The organism is Haloplanus sp. CK5-1, from assembly GCF_037201915.1.
GTDB classification, from domain to species: Archaea; Halobacteriota; Halobacteria; order Halobacteriales; family Haloferacaceae; genus Haloplanus; species Haloplanus salilacus.
Genome location: NZ_CP147505.1, coordinates 600,012 through 625,084, shown reverse-complemented (window position 1 = coordinate 625,084; position 25,073 = coordinate 600,012). Strand labels below are relative to the sequence as shown.

Below are 25,073 nucleotides of genomic sequence, written 5' to 3'. Positions count from 1 at the left end.
GTGCTCGAACTCCCCGACGACCTCCGGGGAGCGTTCAAGGAGCCGCTGGGTCGCGTCTTCACCGACCCCGAGGACCTCCTCGCCGACGACGAGGCCGGCTCCCCCCTCGTCGCCGTCGGCGACGTGGTCACCTACCACCTGATCCGGGTCGGTCGCCACCCCGACGTGGCGGTGATCGACGGCCGCACCGAGCGCGCACGGGTCGACGAGGCGGTCGCCGAGGGTCTGCCCGAGCCGGGAATCGAGGTCGACAACCCGCCGGGAACCCTCTCCCGTGACTTGCTCGACGCCCTCGTGACCGCGCTCGCCGCCGACGATCCGACGGTCGTCGGCGTCGACGGTGAGGAGGATCTGGCGACGCTCCCGGCCATCGTCGCGACGCCGCTCGGCGGGTCGGTCGTCTACGGTCAACCGGGGGAGGGGATGGTGCTCGTCCCCGTCACCGAGTCGACGCGAGCGACGGCGCGGGACCTCCTCGACCGCATGACCGGCGACACCGACGCCGCGCTAGCCCTGTTGTAGCGGGGCCGCCGCCCGCTTCGTAATCCTTTTGTCCGGTTCGGGACCACGTACACGTAACTGAACGATGGAAATCAATATCATCGAGGAAGACGACAACCCCATGTTGCACCGAACGGACGTTCGGTTCCAGACCACACACGACGAGGCGACCCCGTCCCGTCTCTCGGTTCGTGACAGTCTCGCGGCCAAACTGAACAAGGACTCCGCCGAAGTCGTCGTCCACGAACTCGACACGAAGTTCGGGATGCGCAAGACCATCGGCTACGCCAAGGTGTACGAGAGTCCGGACCACGCCCGCGACGTCGAACAGGATCACATGCTGGAGCGGAACAAGATCACCGCGGACGGCGAGGACGCCGACGCGGAGGACGCCGACCCCGAAGAGGCCTGAGCGTGGCTATCGTCGTCCCGCGGATCGATCGCACGGCCGCGTGTGATCGGCCCGCGGGCCGACCGACACGGGTGCGATGACGACCCGAATCATCGGCATCGAAGGCACGGCGTGGGCGGCAAGCGCCGCGGTCTTCGAGTTCGACCCCGACGACTTCTCCGACGCCGCCGCGCCGACCGTCGAGACGGACGCCTACCAGCCCGACAGCGGCGGCCTCCACCCGCGCGAGGCGGCCGAACACATGAGCGAGGCGATTCCAGCGGTGATCGAGACGGTCCTCGATGGCGCCGAGGGACCGATCGACGCCGTCGCCTTCTCGCGAGGACCGGGACTGGGGCCCTGCCTGCGGACCGTCGGCACCGCCGCCCGTGCCCTCGCGGGGACGCTCGACGTACCACTCGTCGGCGTCAACCACATGCTCGCCCACCTGGAGATCGGTCGCCACGGCTCCGGCTTCGACGCGCCGGTGTGTCTGAACGCCAGCGGCGCCAACGCCCACTTGCTCGGTTACCACGGCGGCCGGTACCGCGTCTTGGGCGAGACGATGGACACCGGCGTCGGCAACGCCATCGACAAGTTCACCCGGCACGTCGGCTGGTCCCACCCCGGTGGCCCCAAGGTGGAGGAGGCCGCGAAGGGGGGCGAGTACGTCGACCTCCCCTACGTGGTCAAGGGGATGGACTTCTCCTTTTCGGGCCTGATGAGCGCCGCCAAGGGCGCCTACGACGACGGCACGCCCGTCGAGGACGTCTGCTTCTCGTTACAGGAGACGACCTTCGCGATGCTTACCGAAGTCTCGGAGCGGGCGCTGTCGCTGACCGGTGCGGACGAACTCGTCCTCGGCGGGGGCGTCGGTCAGAACGAGCGCTTGCGTGGGATGCTGGCGGCGATGTGCGAGGAACGCGGGGCCGAGTTCTACGCGCCCGACCCACGCTACCTGCGGGACAACGCGGGGATGATCGCGGTTCTCGGCGGGAAGATGTTGGCCGCGGGCGAGACGATCGGAATCGACGAGTCGGCGATCGACCCGAACTACCGGCCCGACGAGGTGCCCGTGACGTGGCACGCCGAGGAGTCGGTCTCGGTGGGGGCCGTCGACACCGCCGAACGACAGGGGGCGGAGGCGGTCGTCACCGTCGCGGACGACCGCGTCGTCAAGCGACGCCTGCCGAAGGCGTACCGCCACCCCGACCTCGACGCGAGACTGCGTCGCGAGCGGACGGTCGCCGAGGCCCGCCTCACGAGCGAAGCGCGCCGCCACGGGGTGCCGACGCCCGTCGTCTACGACGTCGACGTGGCCGACGCGACGCTCACGCTCTCCCGGGTCGGCGACCGCGACCTCGCGGCCGACCTCTCACCCGCCCACGCACGGGCCGTCGGCGACCACCTCGCGACGCTCCACCGCGCGGGCGTCGTCCACGGCGACCCGACGGTCCGGAACGTCCGGATCGGAACGGACCGCCTGTTCCTCATCGACTTCGGCCTCGGCTACCACAGCGGGCACGTCGAGGACCACGCGATGGACTGTCACGTCTTCGGTGGGAGCGTCCGTGGCACCGCCGACGACCCAGGCACGGTGCTGTCGGCATTCGAGGCCGGCTACGCCGACGCCGGTGACGACGCCGTCCTGTCCCGACTCAGAGAGATAGAGGGTCGGGGCCGGTACCAGTAAACCGTCAGCAGTCGGCCGACCGACGGCCGACGACGAGCGTCGACCACGCGGACAGACACCGCGACCAGGCGTCGGCACACCACCGGGCGGGTGCGCCGAAGGGACGGGCGCGTGCCGGAACGCGCCCCGCGTCGCGGCGGTCGATCACACACCGACACTCGGGACAGCGAAGCCGTCGGCGGCTGGCTACGGTTCGAACGTCCCAGTCCCCGTCGGCGGGACTGGCGTGGCCACAGTCCGGACAGAACAGCGTCGACTTGCGGCCGTCGGGTGCGTCGTTGCCGGCCGACTGCGACGGAACGGGAGGGGAAGACATTATCGACACCTACGTCACCGAGAGGGATAATACTGGCGGCAGAGCGTCCAGAACGGTAGATAATGAACGATACGGGGGATCGGTCGTGTAACGGTTCGGCGGTGGACGCGCCGCCGTGAGCCGAAACGATTTATCCAACGAAACCGTACGGTGTCAGCATGGCCGACAAACCGCAGTCCGGATCGATCCTCGGAATCCCGTACAACTTCGAACGGCCGAGCCTCGGACGACTGCTCTCCGCCCACTGGAAGCCCGGCGAGGGGATGGTCGTCGAGAAGCCCTTCGGCATCGGCTACACGCTGAACCTGGCGAACTGGCGGTCCTGGATCGTCGTCCTCGTGGCGGGTGTCCTGCTCTGGCAGGAGGGCGACGACGGCGGCATCGAGACGGTCGACGACGACGAACCGGTGGAAGTCGTCGTCGACGACTGAGCGGTGTCGGAGTACGCGTTCGAACTGGCGCTGTGTTCTCACCTCGAACGCAGTCGCGACTGGGTACTGGGTCGGCAACTCGGCGCTTCGGTCGCCGACCCCGGATCGCGCGTCGTCGACGTCTGCGGGGTGGTCCCCGGCGACGAGTTCGACCGCCGGGCGGCGATCACGAGCGAGACCATCCCACCCCGTGCCGTCGAGGGCGACGTGGGACCCGGCCGTGCGGTCGATCCCGTCGACGCCCTCGACTTCCCGCCCGCCGTCGCCCGGCGGGTCACCGACCGCGCCGTCGACGTCGGCTTCTTCGAGGCGGAACGCCGCGGGAGTCGCCGTCACGTCCGCGCGACGACCCGGTATCCCGACTGGTTCGACCGTCTGATCGGCATCGAGAACAAACCCGATCTCGGGCGGCCGGGTGACCTCCAGCGGCAGTTGCGCCGCGACGTGTCGCTCGGCCTCTTCGACGCCGTGATCCTCGCGACGGAGAGCTACGTCACCGGCGCACACCTGAACCGCATCCCCGACCACGTGGGGGTCTGGCGGTTCGTGGCGGGAGAAGATCGATCCACGGATCGCCGACTGACGGTCGTCCGCGACCCGACGCCGATCGATCCCGGTGGGACGGGCGTCGAACGCGTCGACGAGCGACCCCTCCGGACGGACGTCGCCTTCGCGTCCCCCGAGGCGAAGGCGCGAAAACGGCGCGCGATCGCCGAACGCGCCTACGGCAAGGGGTGGCGGCCCAGCGCAGACGACTACCCGGCGTGTGCGTCGATGCGGCCGACCGACGACGGCCGACCCTACTGCACTACCTTCGACCGAACCGTCGACCCGGCGAGCGACTGCAGCGAGGACTGTCCGGCCTACGAACCCGGCGGCGCGCCGACGGTGGACCCCGAGGGACTGCGGGACGCGCGGACGCCGTGGGTGGCGGACCCGGCGGGCGTGGCGCGCCGACAGGCCGGGCTGGACCGGTTCACCTGAGGCTGGCGAGTTCGGTCGCGACGGCCACGGCGACGGCCACGGCGAGGCCGGCGACCGCGGCGCGACGGGGGTCCGGGACGCCGAGGAAGAGCAAGGAGACGGCGGCCCAGACGAGAATGCCGGCGAAACCGCTCGCCGCGCCGCGGCCGAGCGCGGAGACGTGCGTCATACGGGCGGGTGGGCAGCGAGGCTTAAAGTTCGTACTGCTCGCCGTCGACCGCCAGCGGGTCGTCGAACGCCTCGTCGGCGGGGTAGAAGTGCGCGAGGTGGACCAGCCGCGTCCGGCCGGCGTCGAGGTCCGCCGCCAGGTCGAGTGCCCCCTCGCGGGTCATGTGTTTCGACCCGAAGGTGCGGGGGACGCCGTCGGCGTCGTGGTGGCTCCCGCCGAGCGGGTGGTGCTCGCAGGACGACGCAGGAACGATGGCGTCGGCCAGCAGGAGGTCGGCGTCGGACAGCGCCGCCCGCGACGCGTCGGGAACGGCGTAACTGGTGTCGCCCGTGAGCGAACACCTCGCACCCGTCTCGGGATCCTCGATCACGACGCCGTAACACAGGAGCGGTGGGTGATCGACCGGGACGAAGCGCACGTCGAGCCCGCAGACGCGGAAGGGCTCGGTCGGGACGTGGTCGTGGACGCGCACCCGGTCGAGGTAGTCGTACTTCCGGCGGATCGTGTCGGCGACACTCTCCCCGGTGACCGGATCGACCTCGTTCGCGGCGTGGACGGGCAGGTCGTCGAACACGCGGTAGGCGTTGCCCAGACCGTCGAGGTGGTCGAAGTGGATGTGTGTCACCAGCGCGGCGTCCGGAAGCGGTACGTCGTGAGTGAGAAACTGGTGGCGGAAGTCGGGACTGCAGTCCACCAGTAGCGACTCGCCGGTCCGCTCGTTGGTCACGTGGACGGAGAACCGGGAGCGCTCGACGCCGCGGTCGCGGGCCCGTCGACAGGTGGCACAGTCACAGCCGACGGTCGGCGTCCCCGTCGTGTCCCCCGTTCCGAGTAGCGTGACGCGCATTCGGTCGGGATTGCCGCCCGTCGGTCTTAGTGGTCGCGGTTCGGGCGGGGGCGAGAGCGGTAGTCGTGGCCGACGACCAGCGCCACGGCGTTACACGCGAGGAGGGCGAAGACGACCCACAGGTCGGCACCGACGGCGATGAGGCCGAGAGCCGGGACGGGGAGCGCGACGGCGGCCCAGAAGGCGAGCGCACGGGTCGCAGTCCCGGCGCGGGCGGCGAGCGACGCGGAACGGACGGAGGGCATCACTCCAGCGTTCGGTCGCCGGACACAAAAGCCCGGGCAAAGCACAAGCGACGGTTTGAGTGATCCGACGAGCCGTCACGCCCCGCCGTCGGCGGCGACCGCGGGGGACTCGATGGGGTCGTCGCCCGACACGTCGGGAGCGGACTCGCTCGACCCGAACCCCCGAGACGAGTTCGCCACGACGAGCAGGCTGCTCGCGGCCATCGCGACGGCCGCGACGAGGGGGTTGAGCGCGCCGATCAGCGCGACCGGAATCGCGACGGCGTTGTAGACGAACGCCCACCCCAGGTTCTGCCGGATGCGTCGTTTCGTCGCCGCGGTCAGGTCGAACACCTCGGGGACGGTCGTCAGATCGTCGGTCGTGACGACGGCGTCGGCGGCGTCGGCTGCGAGTCGAGTGCCACTCTCCAGCGAGATGCCCAGATCGGCGGCCGCGAGCGCCGGGGCGTCGTTGCTCCCGTCACCGATCATCACCGTCGTCCCGTCGGCCCGGAGTCGGTCGACGGTCGTCGCCTTCGCCGCCGGCGGCAGTTCGGCGAAGACGTCGTCGACCGCAGGGTGGTCACGGAACCGCGCCGCCGCCGCTTCGCCGTCGCCCGTGAGGACGACTACCCGGTCGACCTCACGACCGACGGCCGAGACGACCGACTCCCACTCCGGCCGCGGTCGGTCGCCGGCGACGAGGATGCCCCGCACCGCCCCGTCCCAGCCGACGTACGCCGCGACGCGTCCCGCCTCGACTGCGCGTTCGTACCGCTCGCGGTAGCGGTCGGGGACCGTACAGTCCTCGAACAGGTCGGCGCGGCCGACGGTCACCCGGTCGCCCGTGTCCGAGGACCGTGGCTCCTCGCCTGTGCCCGAGGACCGTGGCTCCTCGCCAACCACCCCACTCACCCCTCGACCCGGGTGGCGCTCGAACGCCGAGACGGGCAGGTCCGGGGGGTCGACCGCCTCGACGATGGCCCGACCCATCGGGTGGTCGGCGAACGTCTCGACGGCCGCGGCGCGGGCGATGGCTTCCTCGTCGCCGCGGGCGTCGTGGAGGCGCATCTCGCCGGTGGTCAGCGTCCCCGTCTTGTCGAACGCGACCACGTCGGCGTCGGTCGCTCGCTCGAACACGTCGCCGTCGGTGATGACGACGCCCGCGTCGAGGGCCTCCCGGACGCCCGCGGCGACGGCGAGAGGCGTCGCCAGACCGAGCGCGCAGGGGCAAGAGACGACGAGGACGGCCAGTCCGGTCAGGAGGGCGGCGGTCGGCGTCGCTCCGAGAGCGAGGTGGGCGACGACTGCGGCGGCGGCCAGGAGGACGACGACGGGGACGAAGACGGCCGCGAGGCGGTCGGCGAGTCGCTGGACGCCCGACTGCGAACTGCGGACGCGCCAGAGGTGGGCCACCAGTCGGTCGAGCGTGCTCGTCGCCTCGGCCGCCGCCTCGACGACGATACCGCCCTCGGTGAGCAGGCCGCCACCGATCACGTCGTCACCCGGCGACCGACGGACGGGGATCGACTCGCCGGTGACGAGCGACTCGTCGACCGCCGCGGTCCCCTCGACCACGCGACCGTCGACCGGCACCCGATCCCCCGTCCCGACGACGAGCTCGTCGCCCGCCGACACCGCGTCTAGGGGGACCGTCTCCTCGCCGTCCGGGGTGCGCCGGGTCGCCTCGTCGACCCGGTTCTCCGTGAGTTCCGTCAACTGGCCGGCGGCCCGCGACTTCAGTCGTGTCTCGTAGTACCCCCCGACCGTCACCACCAGCACGACGACCGTCGTGATGTCGAAGTACACCTCCGTCCCCCCGAGGAGGAGCGTCAGCGTACTGTAGACGTACGCGGTCCCGGCCGCGAGTGCGACCAACAGGTCCATGTTCGGTCGCCGGGCCAGCAGGCTGACGTACGCTCCCCGAAGGATCGGGAACCCCGTGTAGCCGAGGACGACGCTCGTCATCACCCACACGTTCCAGAGGAGGTATCGCCCGGCCGGACCGTGGACGTCGAACAGGAGTGCGTCGGGGTCGACACCGAGGTAGACGGGGTAGAGAAAGAGGGCGTACCACGCCATCGTCATCATGCCGAAGAAGCCACCGATGATCAGGCGACCGATCGTCTCGGTGGTGTCGTCCTCCCGGTCTGCGGTCGGATCGTCGGCAGCCGCCGCGTCCTCGGCGCGGCGGGCGCGATAGCCCGCACCCTCGATCAGCTCCGGGAGGTCGGTCGCGGCGACACGGTCCGGATCGTAGGCGACCCGCATGAGGTTCGAAGGGTACGACGCCGACGCCGCGAGGACCCCCTCGTGGTCGGTCGCCCGAGCCTCCAGAAACGCCTCGCAGGTCGAACAGTGCATCCCGTCGACGGCGAGGAAGGCGGTGTCCGCGTCCTCGGCGGCGGCCACGTCGTCGACGGTCGGAGTATCGTCGGTCGTGTCCGCGTCCAGCGACGCCTGCACCCGATCCGGGTCGACGTCGACGTCGTCCGCGTCGAGCGCCCGCGTCACCTCCAGACAGCCACGACAGCAGAACGTCCCCTCGACGTCCTCGTCGGTGACGGGCGGGTCCGGCGTCGGCAGATCACAGAGGTGACAGGGCATGGTTGGGTCAGCCGAGGGGTTGGTAGACGGGGATCGGGGGGTGTGGGATGTGAATCCCGAGGAGCATCAACCCGTGTGCCAGCGGCAGGTACCCGAGCACCACGAAGGCGATGCCGAGGGCGCGGTGGAGGCTCACCCGACTCCCCGTTCCGAGCGACTGGAAGACGGTCCCGTAGGCGAGCAGCGTCGGGACGGTTCCGACGCCGAGGACGGCGAGCGAGACGGCCCCGCGGATCGGTGACCCGACCGCGAAGGCGTAGAGGAAGGCGGGATAGAGCAGGGGACAGGGGAGGAATCCGTGGAGCGCACCGAGAGCGAGGATTCGAGGGCCGCCGACCCACGTGTCGACGCGGGTCGTCACGGCGGCGTACACCCGGGGGAACGCGTCACCGACGAGGGGAATCGAGACGCCGTGTCCGACGGTGCCACGGAGGAGATAGCCCGCGCCGGTGAACACGATGAAGCCGCCGGCGAGGATGCCCGTAATGCCCCGGACGTCGGTCGCGAGAGTGGCGACGGCGGCGACGTCGAAGAGGACCGCCCCGAGCGCCCCCATGAGCGCGCCGATGGCGGCGTAGCTGAGGGTTCGGCCGGCGTTGAACAGCAGATGTTGACGGACGTCGACGGGGCTGACACGGTCGGCCTCCGAACCCAGTCGATCCGCGTACAGCGTGACGAGCGGTCCACACATCCCGAGGCAGTGCGCGCCGCCCAACACACCGATGGCCAGAAACACCAGCAGCCCGGGATCGCTCGCTGCCGCCGCCGCTGCACCGGTACCCGGACCGGAAAGCGGAATCATCGCTTACGCGGACGTGGCCTTGACGGTCGCCTCGCTGGGGAGGAACATCGTGTACACGCTCGCGGAGATGAGGACGACGTTGAGGAGCGCCACCACCACGATCGCCTCGACCGAGAGTGCGTACACTGCGACGGGGAGCAGTGCGAGCAACCCGACGATCGGCACGTGCTGAACCGAAACCATACTGCATGGGCCGGTCGGCGTCCTAATAGGTGTCACCGTTATTCCAGCGGCGTGAAAATCGGTCCGGCGTATTATATGGACACCGTGGCGTCGTCGGACGTATGGCGTCAGTCGACGGGAACGAACGGCAAGCTGACTCGTCACGCGGGGGTGACGTCGGGGGACGACCGAGCGACCCGGACGTGCCAGCGACGGACGGTCCGCCGCCATCCGACCACGCGCGAACCGAGCGACGACGGGAGACGGGGACGAGTCCGGCGCGATCGGACACCGACCCCGACGACGGAACGATGACGCGCCGCGGGGCGCTCCGGACGGCGGTCGGGAGCGCGGCCGCCGCCGTCGGTGTCGGCGCCAGCGCGAACACCGCCGCCGCACAGAACGGCGTCGACTACGGCGGCTGGTTCGGCAGCGAGTCGGGCGGGGAAACGCAAAACTTCGACGGGACCGTCGACCGGACCGGACAGGACGCGGTGACGGTCGAGGTCGGAGCCGATGGCAACGGGGGACCGTACGCCTTCGCGCCGGCCGCGGTCAGGGTCGACCCCGGAACGACCATCACGTTCGAGTGGGTCTCCGACACCCACAACGTGCTTATCGAGGAGGGACCGTCGGAATCAGACTGGAGCGGCGTCGAGGCGATCGAGAACAGCGGGTTCACCCACGAGCGCACCTTCGAGACCGAGGGGGTGTACAAATACTACTGCCAGCCCCACCTCGCCCTCGGCATGAAGGGGGCGGTCGTCGTCGGTGGCGAGGGTGGCGGTGGTGGCGGCGGCAGCGGGGGCGGAAGCGACAGCGGCAGCGGCAGTGGCAGCGGGGGCGGAGGTGACTCCGCGGGCAGCGGCGGTACGTCGCCGGCGCTCACGTTCGCCTTCCGACTCGTCGGCGGTGCCGTCGTCGCCGCGCTGGTTGCCGTCCTCGGCGTCACCGCGTGGGTGTTCGCGAACTACGACCAGTTCACGACCACGGGCGACTCCGCGACGACGCCGACGGCGGCCGAACGCACCCCGTCGGAGTCGGTGTTCGAGTCGGCCGTGATCCGGGAACTCGGCCACGACGAGTTCGATCCGACCGGCACGGCGACCCTGATCGTGATCTACGTCGCGATCATCAGCCTGCTGTGGGTGTTCATGTACTTCGTCGAGTTCCTCGGCGGCGGACCGACGGTGATCGGCTAACTGGAGGTGACGAGATATGGAAATCCATCGCTACGAGAAGATATGGACCGCAGCCGCACTACTGTTGATCGTCGGGCTTATCGCGACGGTTACGTACGGGGCGGTTGGCCCGGGCGTGAAGATGGTCGACGACTCCGGCGGAACGATCGACGCCGGATCGCTCGACGAGACGGAGTTCGCCGACCCCGGTGTCGAGCGTGTCGGTGAGAATGAGTACGAGGTGCACGTCGTCGCTCGACAGTTCCTGTTCGAACCGGGAACCTCGGAGCCGATCCGGGTGCCGGCCAACTCCGAAGTGACGTTCTACGTCACCAGCGCCGACGTGACACACGGCTTCGAGGTGGCCGGTACCAACGTCAACGTGATGGTGATCCCGGGGCAGGTCGCCGAGGTCACCGTCAGGTTCGACGAGCCGGCGGAGTACGGCATCGTCTGTCACGAGTACTGTGGGGCCGCCCACCACACCATGGCCGGCCAACTCGTGGTCGTGCCCGAGGACGAATACGACACGGAGGGTAGCTAAATGGCATACGTCGACGACTTCCCGACCGACGCACGCATCGTTCGCTGGAACATGGCCGTCGCCTTCGCCGCACTCGGGGTCGGCGGCCTGTTCGGCATGATACAGGCGCTCCATCGAACGGACGTCTTCCGTGGGTTCGTCAGTTCCGCGGACTACTACACGGTGCTGACCGGCCACGGCGTCCTCCTGGCGCTCGTATTCACGACGTTTGCGCTCTGTGGAATGTTCACTTGGGGCGTCACACGGAGCCTCGACCGCTCCCTGCCGAGCGCACGGTTCGCGATGACGTGGTTCGGGCTGATGCTCGTCGGGGCCGTGATGGCTGCGGCGGCCATCCTGGGCGGCGTAGTGCCGTCGATACCGATGAACGCAGACGTGCTCTACACGTTCTACGCCCCGATGCAGGCACACCCGGCCTTCTACACGGGCCTCACGCTGTTCATCGTCGGGTCGTGGCTCGCCGGCCTCGACTGGTTCCGCACCTACTGGCGGTGGCGGGGCGACAACCCCGACGAGCGCATCCCGCTCCAGACGTTCATGGTGCTGACGACGATGCTGATGTGGTACATCTCCTCGGCCGGCGTCGCCGTCGAGGTCATCTTCTTCCTCCTGCCGTGGTCGCTCGGCCTCATCGAACAGGTCGACCCCCTGCTCACGCGGACGCTGTTCTGGTACTTCGGCCACCCGGTCGTCTACTTCTGGCTCATGCCGGCCTACTTCATCTGGTACACCGTCCTGCCGAAACTCTCGGGCGGTCGGCTGTTCAGCGACCCGCTCGCACGCGTGGTGTTCGTCCTCTTTCTCCTCCTCTCGACGCCGGTCGGCTTCCACCACCAGTACACCGACCCCGGCATCCCGGAGGGGTTCAAGTTCATCGCGATGACGAACACCATGTTCCTGCTGTTGCCGAGCCTGCTCACTGCCTTCACCGTCGTCGCCAGCATGGAACACGGCGCGCGACAGCGCGGTGGTGAGGGGCGGCTCGGCTGGCTGCGGAAACTCCCGTGGGACGAACCCGCGTTCGCCGGCTGCGCGCTCGCCGGTCTCATGTTCGCCGCCGGCGGCTTCTCCGGCATGATCAACGCGGGCATGAACATCAACTACCTCATCCACAACACGCTGTGGGTGCCGGGGCACTTCCACCTCACCGTCGGCACCGCGTCGGCGCTCACGTTCATGGCGGCGGGCTACTGGCTGTTCCCCCAGATCACCGGCAACCGCCTGCGGTTCCGGTCGCTCGCGACAGTCCAGCCGTACCTGTGGTTCGTCGGTATGACCCTGATGTCGAACGCGATGCACCGCGCCGGCCTCGCCGGCGTGCCGCGCCGGACCGCCGAACCACAGTACGATAGCGTGACGTTCCAAGGAGTCGTCGGCGGCGTCAGCGAGATGCGTATCCAGATCGCCGTCGGGGGGACGCTGCTGTTCGTCGCGCTCGTCCTCTTCCTGATCGTCATCGTCGGGACGTGGTTCGGCGGCGACGGCACCGACACCATCCGAGTCAACAGCGCCATCCCCACACCGCTGTCCGGACCGGAGCACAGTCCCCGCATCCTCGACAACCTGAAACTGTGGACCGCCGTCGCCATCCTGCTGATCGTCCTCGCGTACGGCCTGCCGCTCTGGGCGCTGGTCGGTGACGGTCTCCTGACTCCGGGGAGCCCACCGATCCCGGTCTGACACGTCCGAACACACGCGACACCACTCACTCGTGACCGACGACACCGACGACACGCCGACCACCGACACCGACACCGAGGACGGAGCCATCTCGAAGCGGACACTGATCCGTCTCTTGGTCGGGTTCGCCATCGGCGTCCCACTCGTCATCGAAGGGGCGACGTTTTTCGAACTCTTCCGGCAGCAGTTCGCCGGCGACGACAATCCCGAGGACACGACCGACACGGGGACGCCCACGCCGGAGTCGGACGCGGTCGGCGTCGGCGACGACCTCCTCCCGACGACGGACCGCACCGAGACGCTCACCGAGGCGACCCTGCGGGAGGCCGAGGGCGACCGGTGGTCGCTCTCGCTCACCGTCGACGTGACCAACGGCGGGGAGACGGACTACGAGTTCCAGTTGCTCAGCGTCGTCCTCCGCGACGGGCGATCGATCAGCGGCCGGACGAGCACCGATCGAGTGCCGCCGGAAGAGAGCCGAACCGTCACCGGCGAGTGGTCGATCCCCGCCGGGTCGACGCCCGACGCCGTCGAGGTGGTGGCACTCGTCTACCCGGAGGACGATGGCTCGGTCGAGACGATCGAACGGCTCGTCGAACTGGCGAAGATCCCGGTACAGGGCGGATAGCCCTCGCGCGAGCGGCGTTGCGGGACGTCCGTCGTCCGACTGATGCCGTTCTTCCTCCCGCCTGTCGGCTTCGCACGCCCGTCGTCACTCTCCTCGTGGTCGGTCGAGCGATAGGCACCCGCGACGGAGCGCCCACTCCGGGGACGGAAAGACGCCGGTTGGCCGACGGTCCCGCCGAGACGAAGCCGTCGTAGCGAGAGGGTACGGAGAAAGGGACGCCGCGTCGTCAGTACCGCGAGGGCATGTACGCCATGCCGAGCAGCATGACGGCCGTGGCGAAGCTCACGATCGAGACACCCCAGAGCCCGTTGACGTGGTTCTCGTATCGGTCGATCTCCTGAGTCTGGCGCTCGTAGGCGCCGTAGTCGGCTTCGAGGACGAGCGTGCTATTGTCGGGGAAGTGGGCGAAGTACGTCTGCCCGTTCACGGTGACGTTCGCGTTGTGGTCGACACCGACGGTGTTGGTCTTCGATCCGGTCCACGCGAGCGTCGCGCCGTCGCCGGTGACGCTACTGACCGTCGTTGCGTTGCCCTGGTACTGGATGGTATCGCCCTCGCCGTACTCGGTCGAGGACGGTTCGGGGAAGTACTCGCTCGACGGGATCAGCGTCCGGCTGTCGCCCTCCTCACGGACGACGTACTCCGTGCCGTTCACGGTGACCGTCTCGTCGTTCACGGTGTCGTCTTCCTGTAAGATGGCGGTGCGATTGAGCTCCTCCTGCAGTCGGAACGTCGAGGGGTCGTCGCCCTCGGCGACGAGGACGCGGTACTCCTCGTCTTGGTACGTGACGGTGGCGTTGTGCTCCCACGTCTGGGTGTAGCGCGCGGAGTCGTTGGTCCAACTCAGTTCACCCGAGCGGGTGACCTCTCCCTCGGACGTCTCCGCCGTGATCGACGAGACGGTGTACTGGCGGTCGTCGACCGTGATCCGGTCGCCCTCGGAGAGGCTGTGATCGGGGTTTTCGAACGTGACCGTCGGCGCACTGGCCGTCGCGATAAGCGAGTACGACGCCGCGCCGAGAACCACGAATAACGCGACGTAGATCGCTACAGCGCGTCGTTGCATACGTGGGGCCTAGTTCACCCCGCGTATAACGATTACTAACTGTCGACGGCGACTCGCGCCGTCTGCCGTGAGTCGGCCCTCGAATCGGGGGGTGACCGACGGCATCACTCGGGGTCGTCGAGCGCCTCGACGAGTTGGAGTGCCTGGCGGAGGTGATAGCGAATCTCCCGATCCTCCGCCCCCTCGAGCGCCGCGATCAGTTGGGTCTCGATGGCGGCCGCGGTCCCCATCCGCTCCGATTCACCGTCCCGCGCGTCGGTCGTCGACTCGGAAGACACACGGCCTCCTCGTCCCCCATCGGATATAGGTATCCGGAGCATACCGAGGGAGCCACGCGAGAACGGCCGACCCGTCGGGGTGCCGCCCCGAGACGTTCTGGCGTCGACCCGGCCGGCGGTCGATCCCGACCGCCGAAGGGACTACACCGGTCGCGACGCACGTACGATCGTGCACCGAGCGACACGACCCCGACCGAACGGCGGTTCGACCGGGGAATGACGGGGCAGGGCCGTCGCCGGTTCCTGCGTCGAGCGGGGGGTATCCTCCTGACTGCCCTCGCCGGGTGCGGGAGCGACGGCGGGACGACGCCCACCGCGACCGACGACGGGCCGACGGACACGCCGGTGAGGTCGCCCGATTCGGCAGGGGTCGGAACCACCCCGGTCGCGACGGGGTTTACCGCACCGACGGACGTGGCGATGCCGGCGGGGATCGACCGACGGTACGTCGCCGATCAGCCGGGGCAAGTGTACCGAGGCGACCGCGAGCGCCCGGTTCTCGACCTCTCGGATCGGATCGTCGCCCTCGAAGAGGAAGGGGAGACACGGGGCCTCCTCGGAATGGCGACCCACCCCGAGTTCGCGGCCACCGGACGGCTGTTCGTCCGGTACAGCGGACCGGCCGGCGAGTCGACGCCGGCGGGATACTCCCACACGTCCGTCCTGTCCGAGGTCCGTCTCGATCCGGAGACCGACGAGGTCGGCGAGGAGCGCTTGCTGCTGGCGGTCCCACAGCCACAGTCGAACCACAACGGTGGCGCACTCGGATTCGGGCCGGACGACCGCCTCTACGTCGGCATCGGGGACGGTGGTGGCGGTGGCGACGTGGGACGGGGCCACGCCGAGGACTGGTACGAGCGGACCCGCGGTGGCAACGGACAGGACCTGACGACCAACCTCCTCGGGAGCGTCCTCCGGGTCGACGTCGACGCCGACCCGTCGGCGACGGCTGGGACGGTGAGCGAGTGGGGCGACGGCTACGCCGTCCCGGCGGACAACCCGCTGGTCGGTCGGCGCGGCTTCGACGAGCAGTGGGCGTGGGGGTTTCGCGACCCGCGGGACCTCTCGGTCGACGGCGAGGTCCTCCTCGTCGCGGACGCGGGCGGGAGTCGCTACGAGGAGGTGAACCGCGTGACACGGGGCGGGAACTACGGCTGGAACGTTCACGAGGCGACACACTGTTTCGATCCCTCGGCACCGACCGATGAACCGACCGGCTGTCCGAGTCACACGCTCTCGGGCGAGCGCCTCCGTGATCCGGTCGTGGAGTATCCGCATCCGGGGAGAGCGGCGACCGACACGCCGACCGGCGTCGCCGTCGTCGGCGGCTACCGGTATCGCGGGTCGATCGACCCGCTGGACGGACGGTACGTCTTCGCCGACCGACGGGCCGACGGTCGCCTGTTCGTGGCCGACCCGACGGCGGACGGCCGCTGGCCACTCTCGACGGTCGCCGTCCGGGACGTCGGGCGAATCGTCCGCGGGTTCGGTCGGGACCCGGACGGCCGCCTCTACGTCCTGTCGAGCGAACGGTCGGAGCCGACTGGGACGACCGGCGCGCTCCACCGACTCGGCGGGTGACCGTTGATAAATCGTGGGGTCGAACTTCGGATCGTCGTGACGACCGACAGGTTTTGTATCGACCTCCCCCTAGGCGAAGCGTATGACAACCGGAATCGTCCTGCTCAACTTCGGTGAGCCGTCGGAGGGTCGAAGAGACGTCGTCCTCGACTATCTGGAGCGCATCTTCATGGCGAACATGTCCATCGAGGGCGAGACGAGCGAGGAGGCGGCCCGGGAGCGGGCACGGGAACTGGCCAAGCGCCGCGCGCCCGGCCTCATGGAGGAGTACGACGAGATCGGCGGCTCCCCACTGATCGACCACGCGACGACGCAGGCGACGATGCTCGCCGAGGAGGTCGAGGGGCGGGGGTACGACGTCGAGACGTACTACGGGATGCAGTACACCGACCCGTTCATCACGGACGCAATCGAGGCCGCCCGCGAGGACGGCGTCGACCGGCTGATCGGCCTGCCGATCTACCCGCTGTGTGGTCCGTCGACCACCGTCCAGTCGCTGGACGAACTCGACGAGGCCCTCGACGAGGCGGCGTGGGACGTCCCCGTCGAGGCCGTGACCGGCTGGCACAAGCATCCTGCGTACAACCGGGTCCGCATCGACAACATCCGCAACTATCTCGACGACAACGACCTCTCGCTCGGGGACGGCACCCGACTCGTCTTCTCCGCACACGGCACGCCCCAGTACTACCTCGACGAGGGGAGCCGGTACGTGGAGTACGTCGAGGAGTTCTGTGACGTGGTGGCGACGGCGCTCGACGTCGACGACTACGAACTCGGCTACCAGAACCACGAGAACCGCGACGTGGAGTGGACCGACCCCGACGTGGAGGAGGTTATCGAGGCGGTCGAGGCCGACCGCGTCGTCGTCGAACCGGTGAGCTTCATGCACGAACAGAGCGAGACGCTGTCGGAACTCGACGTCGAGCTCCGGGAGGAGGCCGAGGAGCGCGGCCTGGAGTTCCACCGCGTCCCCGTCCCGTACGACGACGAGCGGTTCGTCGGCGCGCTCGCGGACCTGGTCGAACCGCTCGTGGCGGGGTACGATCCGGAGTACGCCGGTCTCCACCAGTGTGAGTGCCGCGACGAGCCCGGAACGGTGTGCCTGAACGCCCCCCACGAGACATGACCGTCGGCGTCGTCGGCGCGGGGATCACGGGGCTCGCGCTCACACACCACCTCCGGGAGCGCGGCGTCGACGCCGTCGCGTTCGAGGCGTCGGCGGAGCCCGGTGGCGTCATCCGGTCGACGACGGTCGACGGCCGGGTGCTCGAACACGGGCCACAGCGCACGCGGTTGACGCCGGAGATAGAGTCGCTGATCGAGGCCTGCGGGATCGAAGACGACGTCCGAACCGCCGACACCGACCTCCCGCTGTACGTGTACGCCGACGGTCGGCTCCGGCAGGTGCCGTTCTCACCCCGGGAGTTCCTGTCGACGGACCTCCTCTCGGCCCGCGGGAAACTCCGGATGCTCGCCGAACCGCTGACCGACGGGGCCCGCGACGACGAGACGGCCGCCGACTACTTCGTCCGGAAGTTCGGCCGGGAGGCGTACCACAACGTGATCGAACCCCTGTTCGGCGGCATCTACGGTTCCGACCCGGCCGAGATGCCGGGGAAGTACGCGCTGCGGACGGTCAGTCGGATGGAGCGGTCGGGGAGTCTCGTCCGCGCGGCCGTTCGCCGTCGACTCGACGGGAAAGAGCGCCAGCCGCCGGTGTCGTTCGACGACGGGATGGCCCAACTCCCCCGTGCGCTCTACGACCACAACGCCGAACGGGTGGAGTTGGAGACGCCGGTCGACGGGATCGCGGCCGCCGGCGACGGCTACCGACTCGACACCGCCGGCGGGAGCCACGCCGTCGACCGCGTGGTCCTCACCGCGCGGGCGGACGTGACCGCCGGCCTGCTGTCCGAGGTCGACCCCGAGAGCGCCCGCGCGCTCCGGCGACTCTACTACAACCCGCTGGCGTACGTCCACCTCGTCTCCGACGCCGACCCCGCGGGCTACGGCTACCAAGTTCGTCACGACGAGTCGCTGCGGACCCTCGGCGTGACGTGGAACGCCAGCCTGTTCGACCGCGACGGCGTCTACACCTGCTTCCTCGGCGGGATGAGCGACCCGGGGCTGGTGGATCGCTCCGAGACGGAGATCGGCCGTATCGCCCGCGAGGAGTTCGAGTCGGTGCTGGGCGCGCCGGCCGAGGTGATAAACGTCACCCGACATCGGCGGGGGATCCCCGCCTACGACGGGTCGTGGACGGCGATGGAGGCGGTCGACCTTCCCGAAGGAATCACGCTCGCGTCGAACTACGCCGGACGGATGGGCGTCCCGGCACGAGTCAGGGAGGGGAAGCGCCTCGCCGAGCGGTTCGCGTCCGAGTCGGGGACCGGCCGGGCCGTCGCAGAGGCTACCGGCTGATCGACTTCGCCGTCTCGACGAAGGCCCGCACGGACTCTACCGGCGTGTCGCGGTGGACGCCGTGGCCGAGGTTGAGGATGTGTCCACGCGGCCCGGCGGCGTCGATCACCTCGCCCGTCCGTTCGCGGACGAACTCCGGCGAGCCGAAGAGATACTGCGGATCGAGGTTCCCCTGCACCGGTCGGTCGCCGAGTTCGGCCCGCGCGTCGGCCATGTCGACGGTCCAGTCGAGACCGACCACGTCCGCGCCGGTGCGTTCGAGGCTGTCGAGGCGGCCGGCCATGTTGCGAACGAAGACGATGGAGGGGACCGAGAGGTCGGCGAGGATCTCCCGGTGGAGGGGAAGGACGAACTCGCGGTAGTCGGCCGGCGAGAGCACGCCCGCGTACGTATCGAACAGTTGGACGACGTCCGCGCCGTGGTCGGCCTGATACTCCAGATACTCCCGGACGACGTCGGCGAACGCGGCGAGGAGCGTCCGGAACGCCTCGGGATGGCGGGCGCGGAACCGCCGTACCGGTCCGTGGTTCCGCGACGCACCGCCCGCGACGGCGTAGGAAGCGAGCGTGAAGGGGCCACCCGCGAAGCCGACGATGGCCGTCTCGTCGCCGACGTCCGCGACGAGTTCGTCCAAGAGGGAGCCGACGAAGTCGAGGTCGGTCTCGACCGATCCACGGGGGCGCTCCGCGTCTCCGGGCCCCTCGACCGGGTTCTCGACGACCGGACCGACGCCGCTCTCGACGTGATAGTCGAAGCCGAGGGGTTCGAGGACGGTCAGGATATCGGAGAACATGACCAGGCCGTCCGGTTCGTACAGGTCCCACGGGAGGAGCGTGATGCGTTTGGCAACCTCGGGCGTCTCGATGGCCTCGCGGAAACTGTACTCCGAGCGGATCTCCCGGTATTCGGGGATGTGGCGGCCGGCCTGTCGCATCAACCACACGGGCGGGCGCTCGGTCCGTTCGCCCCGGGCGGCGCGGACGAGGAGGTGCGTCATGGGCAAGGGTTGGACCGAGGCCGGCTAAGTATGTCGCATCGAAGCGAGGGTGTCAGGCTGGCTGTTCGTCGAACTCCGCCTCGGGGTCGGCGACCCACTCGCGTGCCCAGTCGCCGATGGCGTCGAACACCGGACAGAGCGACCGCCCCTTCTCGGTGAGCGAGTAGTACGTCGCGACCGGCGCGTCCTCCTCGAGGCGGCGGTCGACGAAACCCATCTCCTGGAGGTCGTCGACGACTCGGGAGAGCGTCCGCGAACTCGCACCGGTCGAGCGCTTGAGTTCGTTGAACCGCTTCTCCCCGTCCTGCAGGTCGTGCAGGACGGCCAGTCGCCACTGCGAGCCGATCTGTTCGAGCGAATCGATGACGTAACACGTGTCGGCGTCGGCGTTGCCGCCGGTCTGATTCGACATACCCGGACGACGACTGCCGGGAGGTTAGGGATTTCGATACGAACCAGGTAACGAAACGCTACCGCACCGGTAACACCCGCGTCACCCGGTGACGCGGATGTCAGATAACACATATATCGTCGCGCGGCGTAGCGGCAGTCGATGACGGACGATCACCACGACGACGGATCGCTTCGACCGACCCCACCGACGACGGAGGTCGCCTGATGGTCTTCGACACCGCGGGCGGCGGCGTCGTCTTCCTGTTGGCTCGCGTCCTCTTCGGGGCGGTGCTCGCCTTCACCGGGCTGAACCACTTCGCGGACGCGGAGGCGATGATCGGCTACGCGGAGGCCAAGGGTATCCCCGCCGCGTCGCTCGGCATCCCCATGTCGGGGGGGCTCTTGCTGTTCGGCGGTCTCGGCATCGTCCTCGGCGTCTACCCGACGATCGCGGCCGGCGCACTCGCGGTCTTCTTCGTCGTCGCCACGCCGACGATGCACGACTTCTGGAACGCACCCGAAGAGCAGTACCAAAACGAGTTCAACAACTTCCTGAAGAACGTCGCACTGCTCGGTGGCTCGCTCGCCTTCCTCGTTCTCGCGAGCGAGACGTGGCCGCTGGCGGCGAACGTCGGTCTGTAGCGACGGCCGAAACTGCGCGGAGCCGAATTTTTAACCGCGGTGTCCCCGTAGAGCGACCGTGAAGACCGACTGGTTTCGTCGCGTCGCGACAGGTGTACTCGCCCTCACACTGGTCGCCTCGCGACCGGTGGCCGCACACGTCGACTACGTCACCGAGGGGTCGGGTGATCCGGTGGACGTCGTCGAGTTCCTGCTGGCCGTCCTTTCGGAGCCGCTGAACGTCGCGCTCCTCGTCGCCGGCGGCGTCGGTGTGGGCGTCGCGACGGCCGGGTGGCTCCGCTACGGCGACCACCTCCGGGACGTGACGGTGATCCGGCGGACGCTCCGGTCCTACCAGCCGTATCTCGGCTGGCTGTTGCGACTCGCCACCGGACTCCCGCTCATGGGGGCCGGCTTCGGGGGGTACTTCTTCACCCCGAGCGTGCCGGTCGAGGCGCGTCTCGTCCAGATCACCCTCGCCTTCCTCCTGCTGTTCGGGTTGGCGACGCGACTGGCGGCGGGGGCGGGACTCGTCGTCTACGCCGTCGGGTTGGCGACGCAGTTCCCGACGCTCCTGCTCGCCTCCGAGTACGTCGCCGGCTTCCTCGGCATCCTCGTCGTCGGACCGGGACAGCCGAGCGCCGACCTCCTCCTGCGTCGGCTGGTCCTCACCGACGGGACGATCATGAGCCGGTTCCGAGACGCCCCGACCGTCCCGGGCCTCCTCTCGAAAGCCGGTGTCGAGAAGGGCGTCGCACCCCTGCTCATCCGCGTCTTTCTCGGGTTCAACTTCGCCTACCTCGGCGTGACCCAGAAGTGGCTCAACCCCGGACAGTCGCTCCAAGTCGTCGAGAAGTACGGCCTCACGGCCGTCCTCCCGGTCGCCCCGGAGATGTGGGTGTTCGGGGCTGGTCTGGGCGAACTCGTCGTGGGACTTTGCATCCTGACCGGCACCTTCACCCGGAGCGCCGCCGGCGCCGGCTTTCTCATCCTCACCACCACGCTCTTCGGGCTTCCGGACGACCCGGTGCTCGCCCACGTCACCCTGTTCGGACTCACCTCGGCCCTGTTGATCACGGGAAGTGGGCCCCTCGCTATCGACCGATCGGTGATCCCCGCCCTCCGTGCGCGGTTCAGCACCGCGGGCCACGTCGACGCCGCGGCTACGCCGACCGACTGAGCCCACGCCGTTATCAGATTCTGTATTCGGAGGGGTGCGGTTATTAAACACGGCGTGAAAGACGGCCCAAGCATGGGCGTTCCACTCGTAGAGAGCATGCGCGAGCGGTACGGACGCAAGCTGGCGGTGGCGTTCGTCGCCGTGCTTCTCGTGACGGTATCTGTCGGGGCGGTCGTGAGCGCCGACGCGTCGTCCCAGTTGCAGTCGGACGTCGAGGACGACATGGTCGGGACGACCGAGCAGCGTGCCGAGCGCCTCGACGCCTGGCTCACCGGCGTGACGACACAGGCCCGGACGGCCTCGGACCACCCGGCGATCCGGAGCGACGACCCGGCGACGGTGAAGTCGTATCTCGACGGACTCGCGAGCGACGAGCGGGCACCTCCTGGCGTCGTGGCCGTCCACTCGGTCGACGCGGAGACGGGCGAAATCGTGACGAGTTCCACCGACGAGATGGCGGGAGTCGACGCACGAGCACAGGGCGCACCCTTCGCACAGGAGGGCGTCACCTTCGACGGTTCGGAGGACGTCCTCGTCACTGAGCCGTTCCGACCGGACGTAGTCGACTTCACCACGGTTGCGATCGCCACGCCGGTCGACGGCCGTGAGGACCGCCTGCTGGTCTACATGGTCAACTTCGACCGGCAGGTCGGCGCGTTCAGCGGGGCGAGCGGCGAGACCGAGACGGCGGTCGTGAGCGACGGCGGAACGATCGTCGCACACCCCGACGAGACGCTGATCGGAAGCGACGCGGCCGAGGCGTCGGTCACCGTCCCCGAGGCGGCGTTCGACGGCGGCACCTTCGAACGGCGGGACGGGGAGGCGGTCGCCGCCGCCCCGATCACGACGACGGGGTGGACGGTCGTGACGTCACAGCCCCTCTCGACGGCGTTCGCCGTCCAACGACAGGTCGTCTCGGGGATCGTCGGGCTCATCCTCGTGGCGGTCGTCAGCCTCGCGCTGATCGGCGTCACGGTCGGCAGCCGGACGACGCTGTCGCTCCGTCGTCTCGCCGGGAAGGCCGAGGCGATGGCGACCGGGGATCTGGACGTCGACCTGACGACCGGTCGCTCCGACGAGATCGGACAGCTCTACTGGTCGTTCGGGCAGATGCGCGACTCGCTCCGGGAACGAATCACCGAGGCCGAAGAGGCGCTCGAAGAGGCCGAGACCGCCCGTGCGGAGGCGGAGGCGGCCCGTGCCGAGGCGACGCGGACCAACGAGCGCCTCGAACGCACCGCGGAGTCGTACGGCGACGTGATGCAGGACGTGGCAGACGGCGATCTGACCCGCCGCATCGACGTGAACGAGGAGAACGACGCGATGGCCACCATCGGCACCGCGTTCAACGAGATGGTGTCGTCGATCGAGTCGACCGTTCGCGAGGTCCAGGCGTTCGGCACCGACGTGGCCAACGCCGCCGAGGCCGTCGACCACAACGCGGCGACGGTGAAGGCGGCGAGCGAGGAGATGAACGACGCGGTCACGGACATCGCCGACGGCGCACGCAACCAGACCGAGAGCCTCCAGGACATGACCGGCGACGTGAACGATCTCTCGGCCAGCGCCGAGGAGATCGCCGCGACCGTCGACACGGTGGCGGACACCTCGAAGCGCGCGGCCGAGGCGGGCGTGGACGGCCGATCGGCCGCGGAGGCGGCCGTCGAGGAACTGGACGGCATCGAGGCGACGACGACCGACACCCAGGAGGAAGTCGAGGCGTTGCAAGCGGAGATGGCGGAGATCGGCGAGATCGTCGACGTGATCTCCGACATCGCCGAGCAGACGAACCTGCTGGCGCTCAACGCGTCGATCGAGGCGGCACACGCCAACGGCGACGGTGCCGACACCGACGGGTTCGCCGTCGTCGCCGACGAGGTGAAGAACCTCGCCGAGGAGACCAAAGAGTCCGCGGGCGAGATCGAGGCGCGCATCGAGTCGGTCCGCGAGCGGACGAACCAGGTCGTCTCGGGCACCCAGGAGACGGGCCAGCGCGTCAGCGAGGGCGTCGAGACGATCGAGGGAGCGATCGAGGCGCTGGAACGGATCGCCGACTACGTCGAGGAGATCGACACCAGCATCCAGGGCATCGCCGACGCCACCGACGGCCAGGCGGACTCCACGGAGCGGGTCGTCGAGAGCTTGGACGAGGTGGCGTCGATCAGCAAGGACACGGCGGAGCGTGCGACCGACGTGACGGAGACGGCGAGCGAGCAGGAGCGGACCATCGCGGAGGTCGACGACGCGGCCGACGATCTGACGCGGCGGGCCGCCCGCCTGCGCGAACAGCTCGCCGACTTCGACGTCGGCGAGACGGCGACGACGACGGAGGACGGCCGAGCGAGCGCGCTCGGCGACGGCGGGCGGCAGACCGGAGGTGACTCATCATGATCGGAACGGCAACGACGTGGGCGGCGCTCGGCGCGATCGGTATGGGCCTCGGAACGTTGCCGCCGCTGTGGGGATTGCGGACCGATCCCGACCGGCGCGAGCACTATCTCGTCTTGGCGGGGGTGACCGGCGTCGCGGCCGTGGCGTACGCGCTCATGGCCGTCGGCGTGGGGACGGTGTCGGTCTCCGGCCGGAGCGTCTCGATCGCTCGCTACGTCGACTGGCTGATCACCACGCCGCTCATCCTACTCTTCCTCACGATGCTCGGGGGGACCGGCCGCGAGCCGCTCGTCCGCCTGATCGTCGCCGACGTGGTCTTGCTCGTCCTCGGTGGCGTCGCCGTCGTCGTCCCCGGGCCAATCCGCTGGCTGGCCTTCGCCGGCGGCGTCGCGGCGTTCGGAGTGCTGGTGTACGATCTCTACTACCATATCCCCGCGCGGGCGGCGTTCGAGAGCGAGCGAGCGCGGACGCTGTTCGTCACGCTCCGGAACCTGACCATCGTGCTGTGGACGCTGTATCCGATCGTCTGGGTGTTGGCACCCTCGGGTATCGGCCTGCTCACCCGGGACATGGCGATGCTGGTGATCGCCTACCTCGACCTGATCAGCAAGGCCGCGTTCGTCGCCCTGGCGGTCGACGGCTTGGGCGCCCTGGCCGACGAGGCAGGGACAGCGTCGACCGACGCCACGGCCGGAACGTCGACCGCAGACTGATCGGCAGACGCCGACGCCCGCCGGTCCCGAGCCGACACGTCGAGTGCGACCGGACCGGTCACGGGGCTGTGACGGAATTCTTGACCGATGGCGTGTCGAAGCGAGGGAGACACGAGTGTCGACCGCGTCGAGGTAGTGTTCAGAGAAGCCATCGGCAGTGGACGACCCTCGAAAGGGGCTGGCGAACCCGGACGTTCACGAGAGCGTCGCTCTCGTGGGCGGGTCAGAACGTGAAACATTCCGATGAGCCCAGGGGCTTTCGAGGTTCC

27 protein-coding genes are annotated in these 25,073 nt (G+C 69.2%); 16 read left to right on the top strand and 11 right to left on the bottom strand.

Annotated features, from left to right (window positions below; translation table 11 throughout):
- The 3 genes from NBT81_RS03270 (at position 1) to NBT81_RS03260 (ending at position 2,585) form a co-directional block, all read left to right on the top strand.
- The gene (locus NBT81_RS03270; protein WP_338741027.1) at positions 1-522 is read left to right on the top strand and encodes a GTP-dependent dephospho-CoA kinase family protein; all 522 of its coding nucleotides are present in this window, start codon (positions 1-3) and stop codon (positions 520-522) included.
- 64 nt (positions 523-586) lie between these two features.
- Complete coding sequence (locus NBT81_RS03265; RefSeq protein WP_338741025.1) at positions 587-913, top strand: 30S ribosomal protein S24e; 327 nt, start codon at positions 587-589, stop codon at positions 911-913.
- A 76-nt stretch (positions 914-989) separates the two neighbouring features.
- Positions 990-2,585, top strand: a complete 1,596-nt coding sequence (locus tag NBT81_RS03260; RefSeq protein ID WP_338741024.1) for a bifunctional N(6)-L-threonylcarbamoyladenine synthase/serine/threonine protein kinase — start codon at positions 990-992, stop codon at positions 2,583-2,585.
- Positions 2,586-2,589: 4 nt separating this feature from the next.
- Here the strand turns inward: NBT81_RS03260 and NBT81_RS03255 are convergent, their stop codons facing one another.
- Entirely contained in the window at positions 2,590-2,901 is a 312-nt protein-coding gene (locus NBT81_RS03255) for a hypothetical protein (protein ID WP_338741023.1), read from the bottom strand.
- Between the two features lie 158 nt (positions 2,902-3,059).
- On the opposite strand from NBT81_RS03255, the gene NBT81_RS03250 reads away from it, so the two are divergent.
- Both NBT81_RS03250 and NBT81_RS03245 read left to right on the top strand, forming a co-directional pair.
- The gene (locus NBT81_RS03250; RefSeq protein ID WP_338741021.1) at positions 3,060-3,332 is read left to right on the top strand and encodes a DUF5808 domain-containing protein; all 273 of its coding nucleotides are present in this window, start codon (positions 3,060-3,062) and stop codon (positions 3,330-3,332) included.
- Between the two features lie 3 nt (positions 3,333-3,335).
- Complete coding sequence (locus tag NBT81_RS03245; RefSeq protein WP_338741019.1) at positions 3,336-4,316, top strand: DUF5787 family protein; 981 nt, start codon at positions 3,336-3,338, stop codon at positions 4,314-4,316.
- On the opposite strand, the gene NBT81_RS03240 is transcribed toward NBT81_RS03245, so the two are convergent.
- The 6 genes from NBT81_RS03240 to NBT81_RS03215 all read right to left on the bottom strand — a co-directional run bounded on the left by NBT81_RS03240 (position 4,309) and on the right by NBT81_RS03215 (position 9,148).
- The gene (locus tag NBT81_RS03240; protein ID WP_338741016.1) at positions 4,309-4,485 is read right to left on the bottom strand and encodes a hypothetical protein; all 177 of its coding nucleotides are present in this window, start codon (positions 4,483-4,485) and stop codon (positions 4,309-4,311) included. The genes NBT81_RS03245 and NBT81_RS03240 overlap by 8 nt on opposite strands.
- Before the next feature lie 22 nt (positions 4,486-4,507).
- On the bottom strand, positions 4,508-5,332 hold the full coding sequence (locus NBT81_RS03235) for an MBL fold metallo-hydrolase (RefSeq protein WP_338741014.1): 825 nt from the start codon (positions 5,330-5,332) through the stop codon (positions 4,508-4,510).
- Between the two features lie 26 nt (positions 5,333-5,358).
- Positions 5,359-5,577 carry a hypothetical protein gene (locus tag NBT81_RS03230; RefSeq protein WP_338741013.1) on the bottom strand — a complete coding sequence of 73 codons (219 nt, stop codon included), beginning with the start codon at positions 5,575-5,577 and terminating at the stop codon, positions 5,359-5,361.
- Between the two features lie 75 nt (positions 5,578-5,652).
- Positions 5,653-8,163: a cation-translocating P-type ATPase gene (locus NBT81_RS03225; protein ID WP_338741011.1), complete on the bottom strand. Its 2,511-nt coding sequence runs from the start codon at positions 8,161-8,163 to the stop codon at positions 5,653-5,655.
- A gap of 7 nt (positions 8,164-8,170) precedes the next feature.
- Entirely contained in the window at positions 8,171-8,965 is a 795-nt protein-coding gene (locus NBT81_RS03220; RefSeq protein WP_338741009.1) for a sulfite exporter TauE/SafE family protein, read from the bottom strand.
- A gap of 3 nt (positions 8,966-8,968) precedes the next feature.
- Complete coding sequence (locus tag NBT81_RS03215) at positions 8,969-9,148, bottom strand: hypothetical protein (RefSeq protein WP_338741007.1); 180 nt, start codon at positions 9,146-9,148, stop codon at positions 8,969-8,971.
- A 101-nt stretch (positions 9,149-9,249) separates the two neighbouring features.
- On the opposite strand from NBT81_RS03215, the gene NBT81_RS03210 reads away from it, so the two are divergent.
- From NBT81_RS03210 to NBT81_RS03195, 4 genes are read left to right on the top strand one after another with little or no spacing between them, the layout of a single operon-like run.
- Positions 9,250-10,329, top strand: coding sequence for a halocyanin domain-containing protein (locus NBT81_RS03210; RefSeq protein WP_338741005.1), 1,080 nt, complete (start codon positions 9,250-9,252; stop codon positions 10,327-10,329).
- Positions 10,330-10,345: 16 nt separating this feature from the next.
- The gene (locus tag NBT81_RS03205; RefSeq protein WP_338741004.1) at positions 10,346-10,852 is read left to right on the top strand and encodes a cytochrome c oxidase subunit II; all 507 of its coding nucleotides are present in this window, start codon (positions 10,346-10,348) and stop codon (positions 10,850-10,852) included.
- Positions 10,853-12,532, top strand: coding sequence for a b(o/a)3-type cytochrome-c oxidase subunit 1 (locus tag NBT81_RS03200; RefSeq protein ID WP_338741003.1), 1,680 nt, complete (start codon positions 10,853-10,855; stop codon positions 12,530-12,532).
- Positions 12,533-12,563: 31 nt separating this feature from the next.
- Positions 12,564-13,160 (top strand): hypothetical protein, encoded by a 597-nt coding sequence (locus NBT81_RS03195; RefSeq protein ID WP_338741002.1) that lies wholly within the window; start codon positions 12,564-12,566, stop codon positions 13,158-13,160.
- A 226-nt stretch (positions 13,161-13,386) separates the two neighbouring features.
- On the opposite strand, the gene NBT81_RS03190 is transcribed toward NBT81_RS03195, so the two are convergent.
- Entirely contained in the window at positions 13,387-14,226 is an 840-nt protein-coding gene (locus tag NBT81_RS03190) for a hypothetical protein (protein ID WP_338741001.1), read from the bottom strand.
- A gap of 104 nt (positions 14,227-14,330) precedes the next feature.
- Positions 14,331-14,504: a hypothetical protein gene (locus NBT81_RS03185; protein WP_338741000.1), complete on the bottom strand. Its 174-nt coding sequence runs from the start codon at positions 14,502-14,504 to the stop codon at positions 14,331-14,333.
- 216 nt (positions 14,505-14,720) lie between these two features.
- Between NBT81_RS03185 and NBT81_RS03180 the strand changes: the two genes are divergently transcribed.
- From NBT81_RS03180 to hemG, 3 genes are all read left to right on the top strand, one after another.
- Entirely contained in the window at positions 14,721-16,085 is a 1,365-nt protein-coding gene (locus NBT81_RS03180; RefSeq protein ID WP_338740998.1) for a PQQ-dependent sugar dehydrogenase, read from the top strand.
- A gap of 82 nt (positions 16,086-16,167) precedes the next feature.
- Positions 16,168-17,214 carry a ferrochelatase gene (hemH, locus tag NBT81_RS03175; protein ID WP_338740996.1) on the top strand — a complete coding sequence of 349 codons (1,047 nt, stop codon included), beginning with the start codon at positions 16,168-16,170 and terminating at the stop codon, positions 17,212-17,214.
- Complete coding sequence (gene hemG / locus NBT81_RS03170; protein WP_338740995.1) at positions 17,187-18,509, top strand: protoporphyrinogen oxidase; 1,323 nt, start codon at positions 17,187-17,189, stop codon at positions 18,507-18,509. The genes hemH and hemG overlap by 28 nt, the downstream gene beginning before the upstream one ends.
- Here hemG and hemE read toward each other — a convergent pair.
- Both hemE and NBT81_RS03160 read right to left on the bottom strand, forming a co-directional pair.
- Positions 18,499-19,506 (bottom strand): uroporphyrinogen decarboxylase, encoded by a 1,008-nt coding sequence (hemE, locus tag NBT81_RS03165; RefSeq protein WP_338740993.1) that lies wholly within the window; start codon positions 19,504-19,506, stop codon positions 18,499-18,501. The two genes, hemG and hemE, sit on opposite strands and share 11 nt — an antisense overlap.
- A 52-nt stretch (positions 19,507-19,558) precedes the next feature.
- Positions 19,559-19,918 carry a helix-turn-helix domain-containing protein gene (locus NBT81_RS03160; RefSeq protein WP_338740992.1) on the bottom strand — a complete coding sequence of 120 codons (360 nt, stop codon included), beginning with the start codon at positions 19,916-19,918 and terminating at the stop codon, positions 19,559-19,561.
- Between the two features lie 206 nt (positions 19,919-20,124).
- Between NBT81_RS03160 and NBT81_RS03155 the strand changes: the two genes are divergently transcribed.
- From NBT81_RS03155 to NBT81_RS03140, 4 genes are all read left to right on the top strand, one after another.
- On the top strand, positions 20,125-20,541 hold the full coding sequence (locus tag NBT81_RS03155; protein WP_338740991.1) for a DoxX family protein: 417 nt from the start codon (positions 20,125-20,127) through the stop codon (positions 20,539-20,541).
- Positions 20,542-20,599: 58 nt separating this feature from the next.
- On the top strand, positions 20,600-21,700 hold the full coding sequence (locus tag NBT81_RS03150; protein ID WP_338740990.1) for a DoxX family protein: 1,101 nt from the start codon (positions 20,600-20,602) through the stop codon (positions 21,698-21,700).
- A 72-nt stretch (positions 21,701-21,772) separates the two neighbouring features.
- Positions 21,773-24,091: a methyl-accepting chemotaxis protein gene (locus NBT81_RS03145; protein WP_338740989.1), complete on the top strand. Its 2,319-nt coding sequence runs from the start codon at positions 21,773-21,775 to the stop codon at positions 24,089-24,091.
- Positions 24,088-24,804 carry a bacteriorhodopsin gene (locus NBT81_RS03140; RefSeq protein ID WP_338740988.1) on the top strand — a complete coding sequence of 239 codons (717 nt, stop codon included), beginning with the start codon at positions 24,088-24,090 and terminating at the stop codon, positions 24,802-24,804. The genes NBT81_RS03145 and NBT81_RS03140 overlap by 4 nt, the downstream gene beginning before the upstream one ends.
- Positions 24,805-25,073 lie beyond the last annotated feature (269 nt).

Excerpts from the sequence above, each read along its gene's own strand:
- NBT81_RS03265 (WP_338741025.1), top strand. The coding sequence starts at position 587 with ATGGAAATCAATATCATCGAGGAAGACGACAACCCCATGTTGCACCGA.
- NBT81_RS03260 (WP_338741024.1), top strand. The coding sequence starts at position 990 with ATGACGACCCGAATCATCGGCATCGAAGGCACGGCGTGGGCGGCAAGC.
- NBT81_RS03255 (WP_338741023.1), bottom strand. The coding sequence starts at position 2,901 with ATGTCTTCCCCTCCCGTTCCGTCGCAGTCGGCCGGCAACGACGCACCC.
- NBT81_RS03250 (WP_338741021.1), top strand. The coding sequence starts at position 3,060 with ATGGCCGACAAACCGCAGTCCGGATCGATCCTCGGAATCCCGTACAAC.
- NBT81_RS03240 (WP_338741016.1), bottom strand. The coding sequence starts at position 4,485 with ATGACGCACGTCTCCGCGCTCGGCCGCGGCGCGGCGAGCGGTTTCGCC.
- NBT81_RS03235 (WP_338741014.1), bottom strand. The coding sequence starts at position 5,332 with ATGCGCGTCACGCTACTCGGAACGGGGGACACGACGGGGACGCCGACC.
- NBT81_RS03230 (WP_338741013.1), bottom strand. The coding sequence starts at position 5,577 with ATGCCCTCCGTCCGTTCCGCGTCGCTCGCCGCCCGCGCCGGGACTGCG.
- NBT81_RS03225 (WP_338741011.1), bottom strand. The coding sequence starts at position 8,163 with ATGCCCTGTCACCTCTGTGATCTGCCGACGCCGGACCCGCCCGTCACC.
- NBT81_RS03220 (WP_338741009.1), bottom strand. The coding sequence starts at position 8,965 with ATGATTCCGCTTTCCGGTCCGGGTACCGGTGCAGCGGCGGCGGCAGCG.
- NBT81_RS03215 (WP_338741007.1), bottom strand. The coding sequence starts at position 9,148 with ATGGTTTCGGTTCAGCACGTGCCGATCGTCGGGTTGCTCGCACTGCTC.
- NBT81_RS03210 (WP_338741005.1), top strand. The coding sequence starts at position 9,250 with ATGGCGTCAGTCGACGGGAACGAACGGCAAGCTGACTCGTCACGCGGG.
- NBT81_RS03205 (WP_338741004.1), top strand. The coding sequence starts at position 10,346 with ATGGAAATCCATCGCTACGAGAAGATATGGACCGCAGCCGCACTACTG.
- NBT81_RS03200 (WP_338741003.1), top strand. The coding sequence starts at position 10,853 with ATGGCATACGTCGACGACTTCCCGACCGACGCACGCATCGTTCGCTGG.
- NBT81_RS03190 (WP_338741001.1), bottom strand. The coding sequence starts at position 14,226 with ATGCAACGACGCGCTGTAGCGATCTACGTCGCGTTATTCGTGGTTCTC.
- NBT81_RS03180 (WP_338740998.1), top strand. The coding sequence starts at position 14,721 with ATGACGGGGCAGGGCCGTCGCCGGTTCCTGCGTCGAGCGGGGGGTATC.
- hemH (WP_338740996.1), top strand. The coding sequence starts at position 16,168 with ATGACAACCGGAATCGTCCTGCTCAACTTCGGTGAGCCGTCGGAGGGT.
- hemE (WP_338740993.1), bottom strand. The coding sequence starts at position 19,506 with ATGACGCACCTCCTCGTCCGCGCCGCCCGGGGCGAACGGACCGAGCGC.
- NBT81_RS03160 (WP_338740992.1), bottom strand. The coding sequence starts at position 19,918 with ATGTCGAATCAGACCGGCGGCAACGCCGACGCCGACACGTGTTACGTC.
- NBT81_RS03155 (WP_338740991.1), top strand. The coding sequence starts at position 20,125 with ATGGTCTTCGACACCGCGGGCGGCGGCGTCGTCTTCCTGTTGGCTCGC.
- NBT81_RS03145 (WP_338740989.1), top strand. The coding sequence starts at position 21,773 with ATGGGCGTTCCACTCGTAGAGAGCATGCGCGAGCGGTACGGACGCAAG.
- NBT81_RS03140 (WP_338740988.1), top strand. The coding sequence starts at position 24,088 with ATGATCGGAACGGCAACGACGTGGGCGGCGCTCGGCGCGATCGGTATG.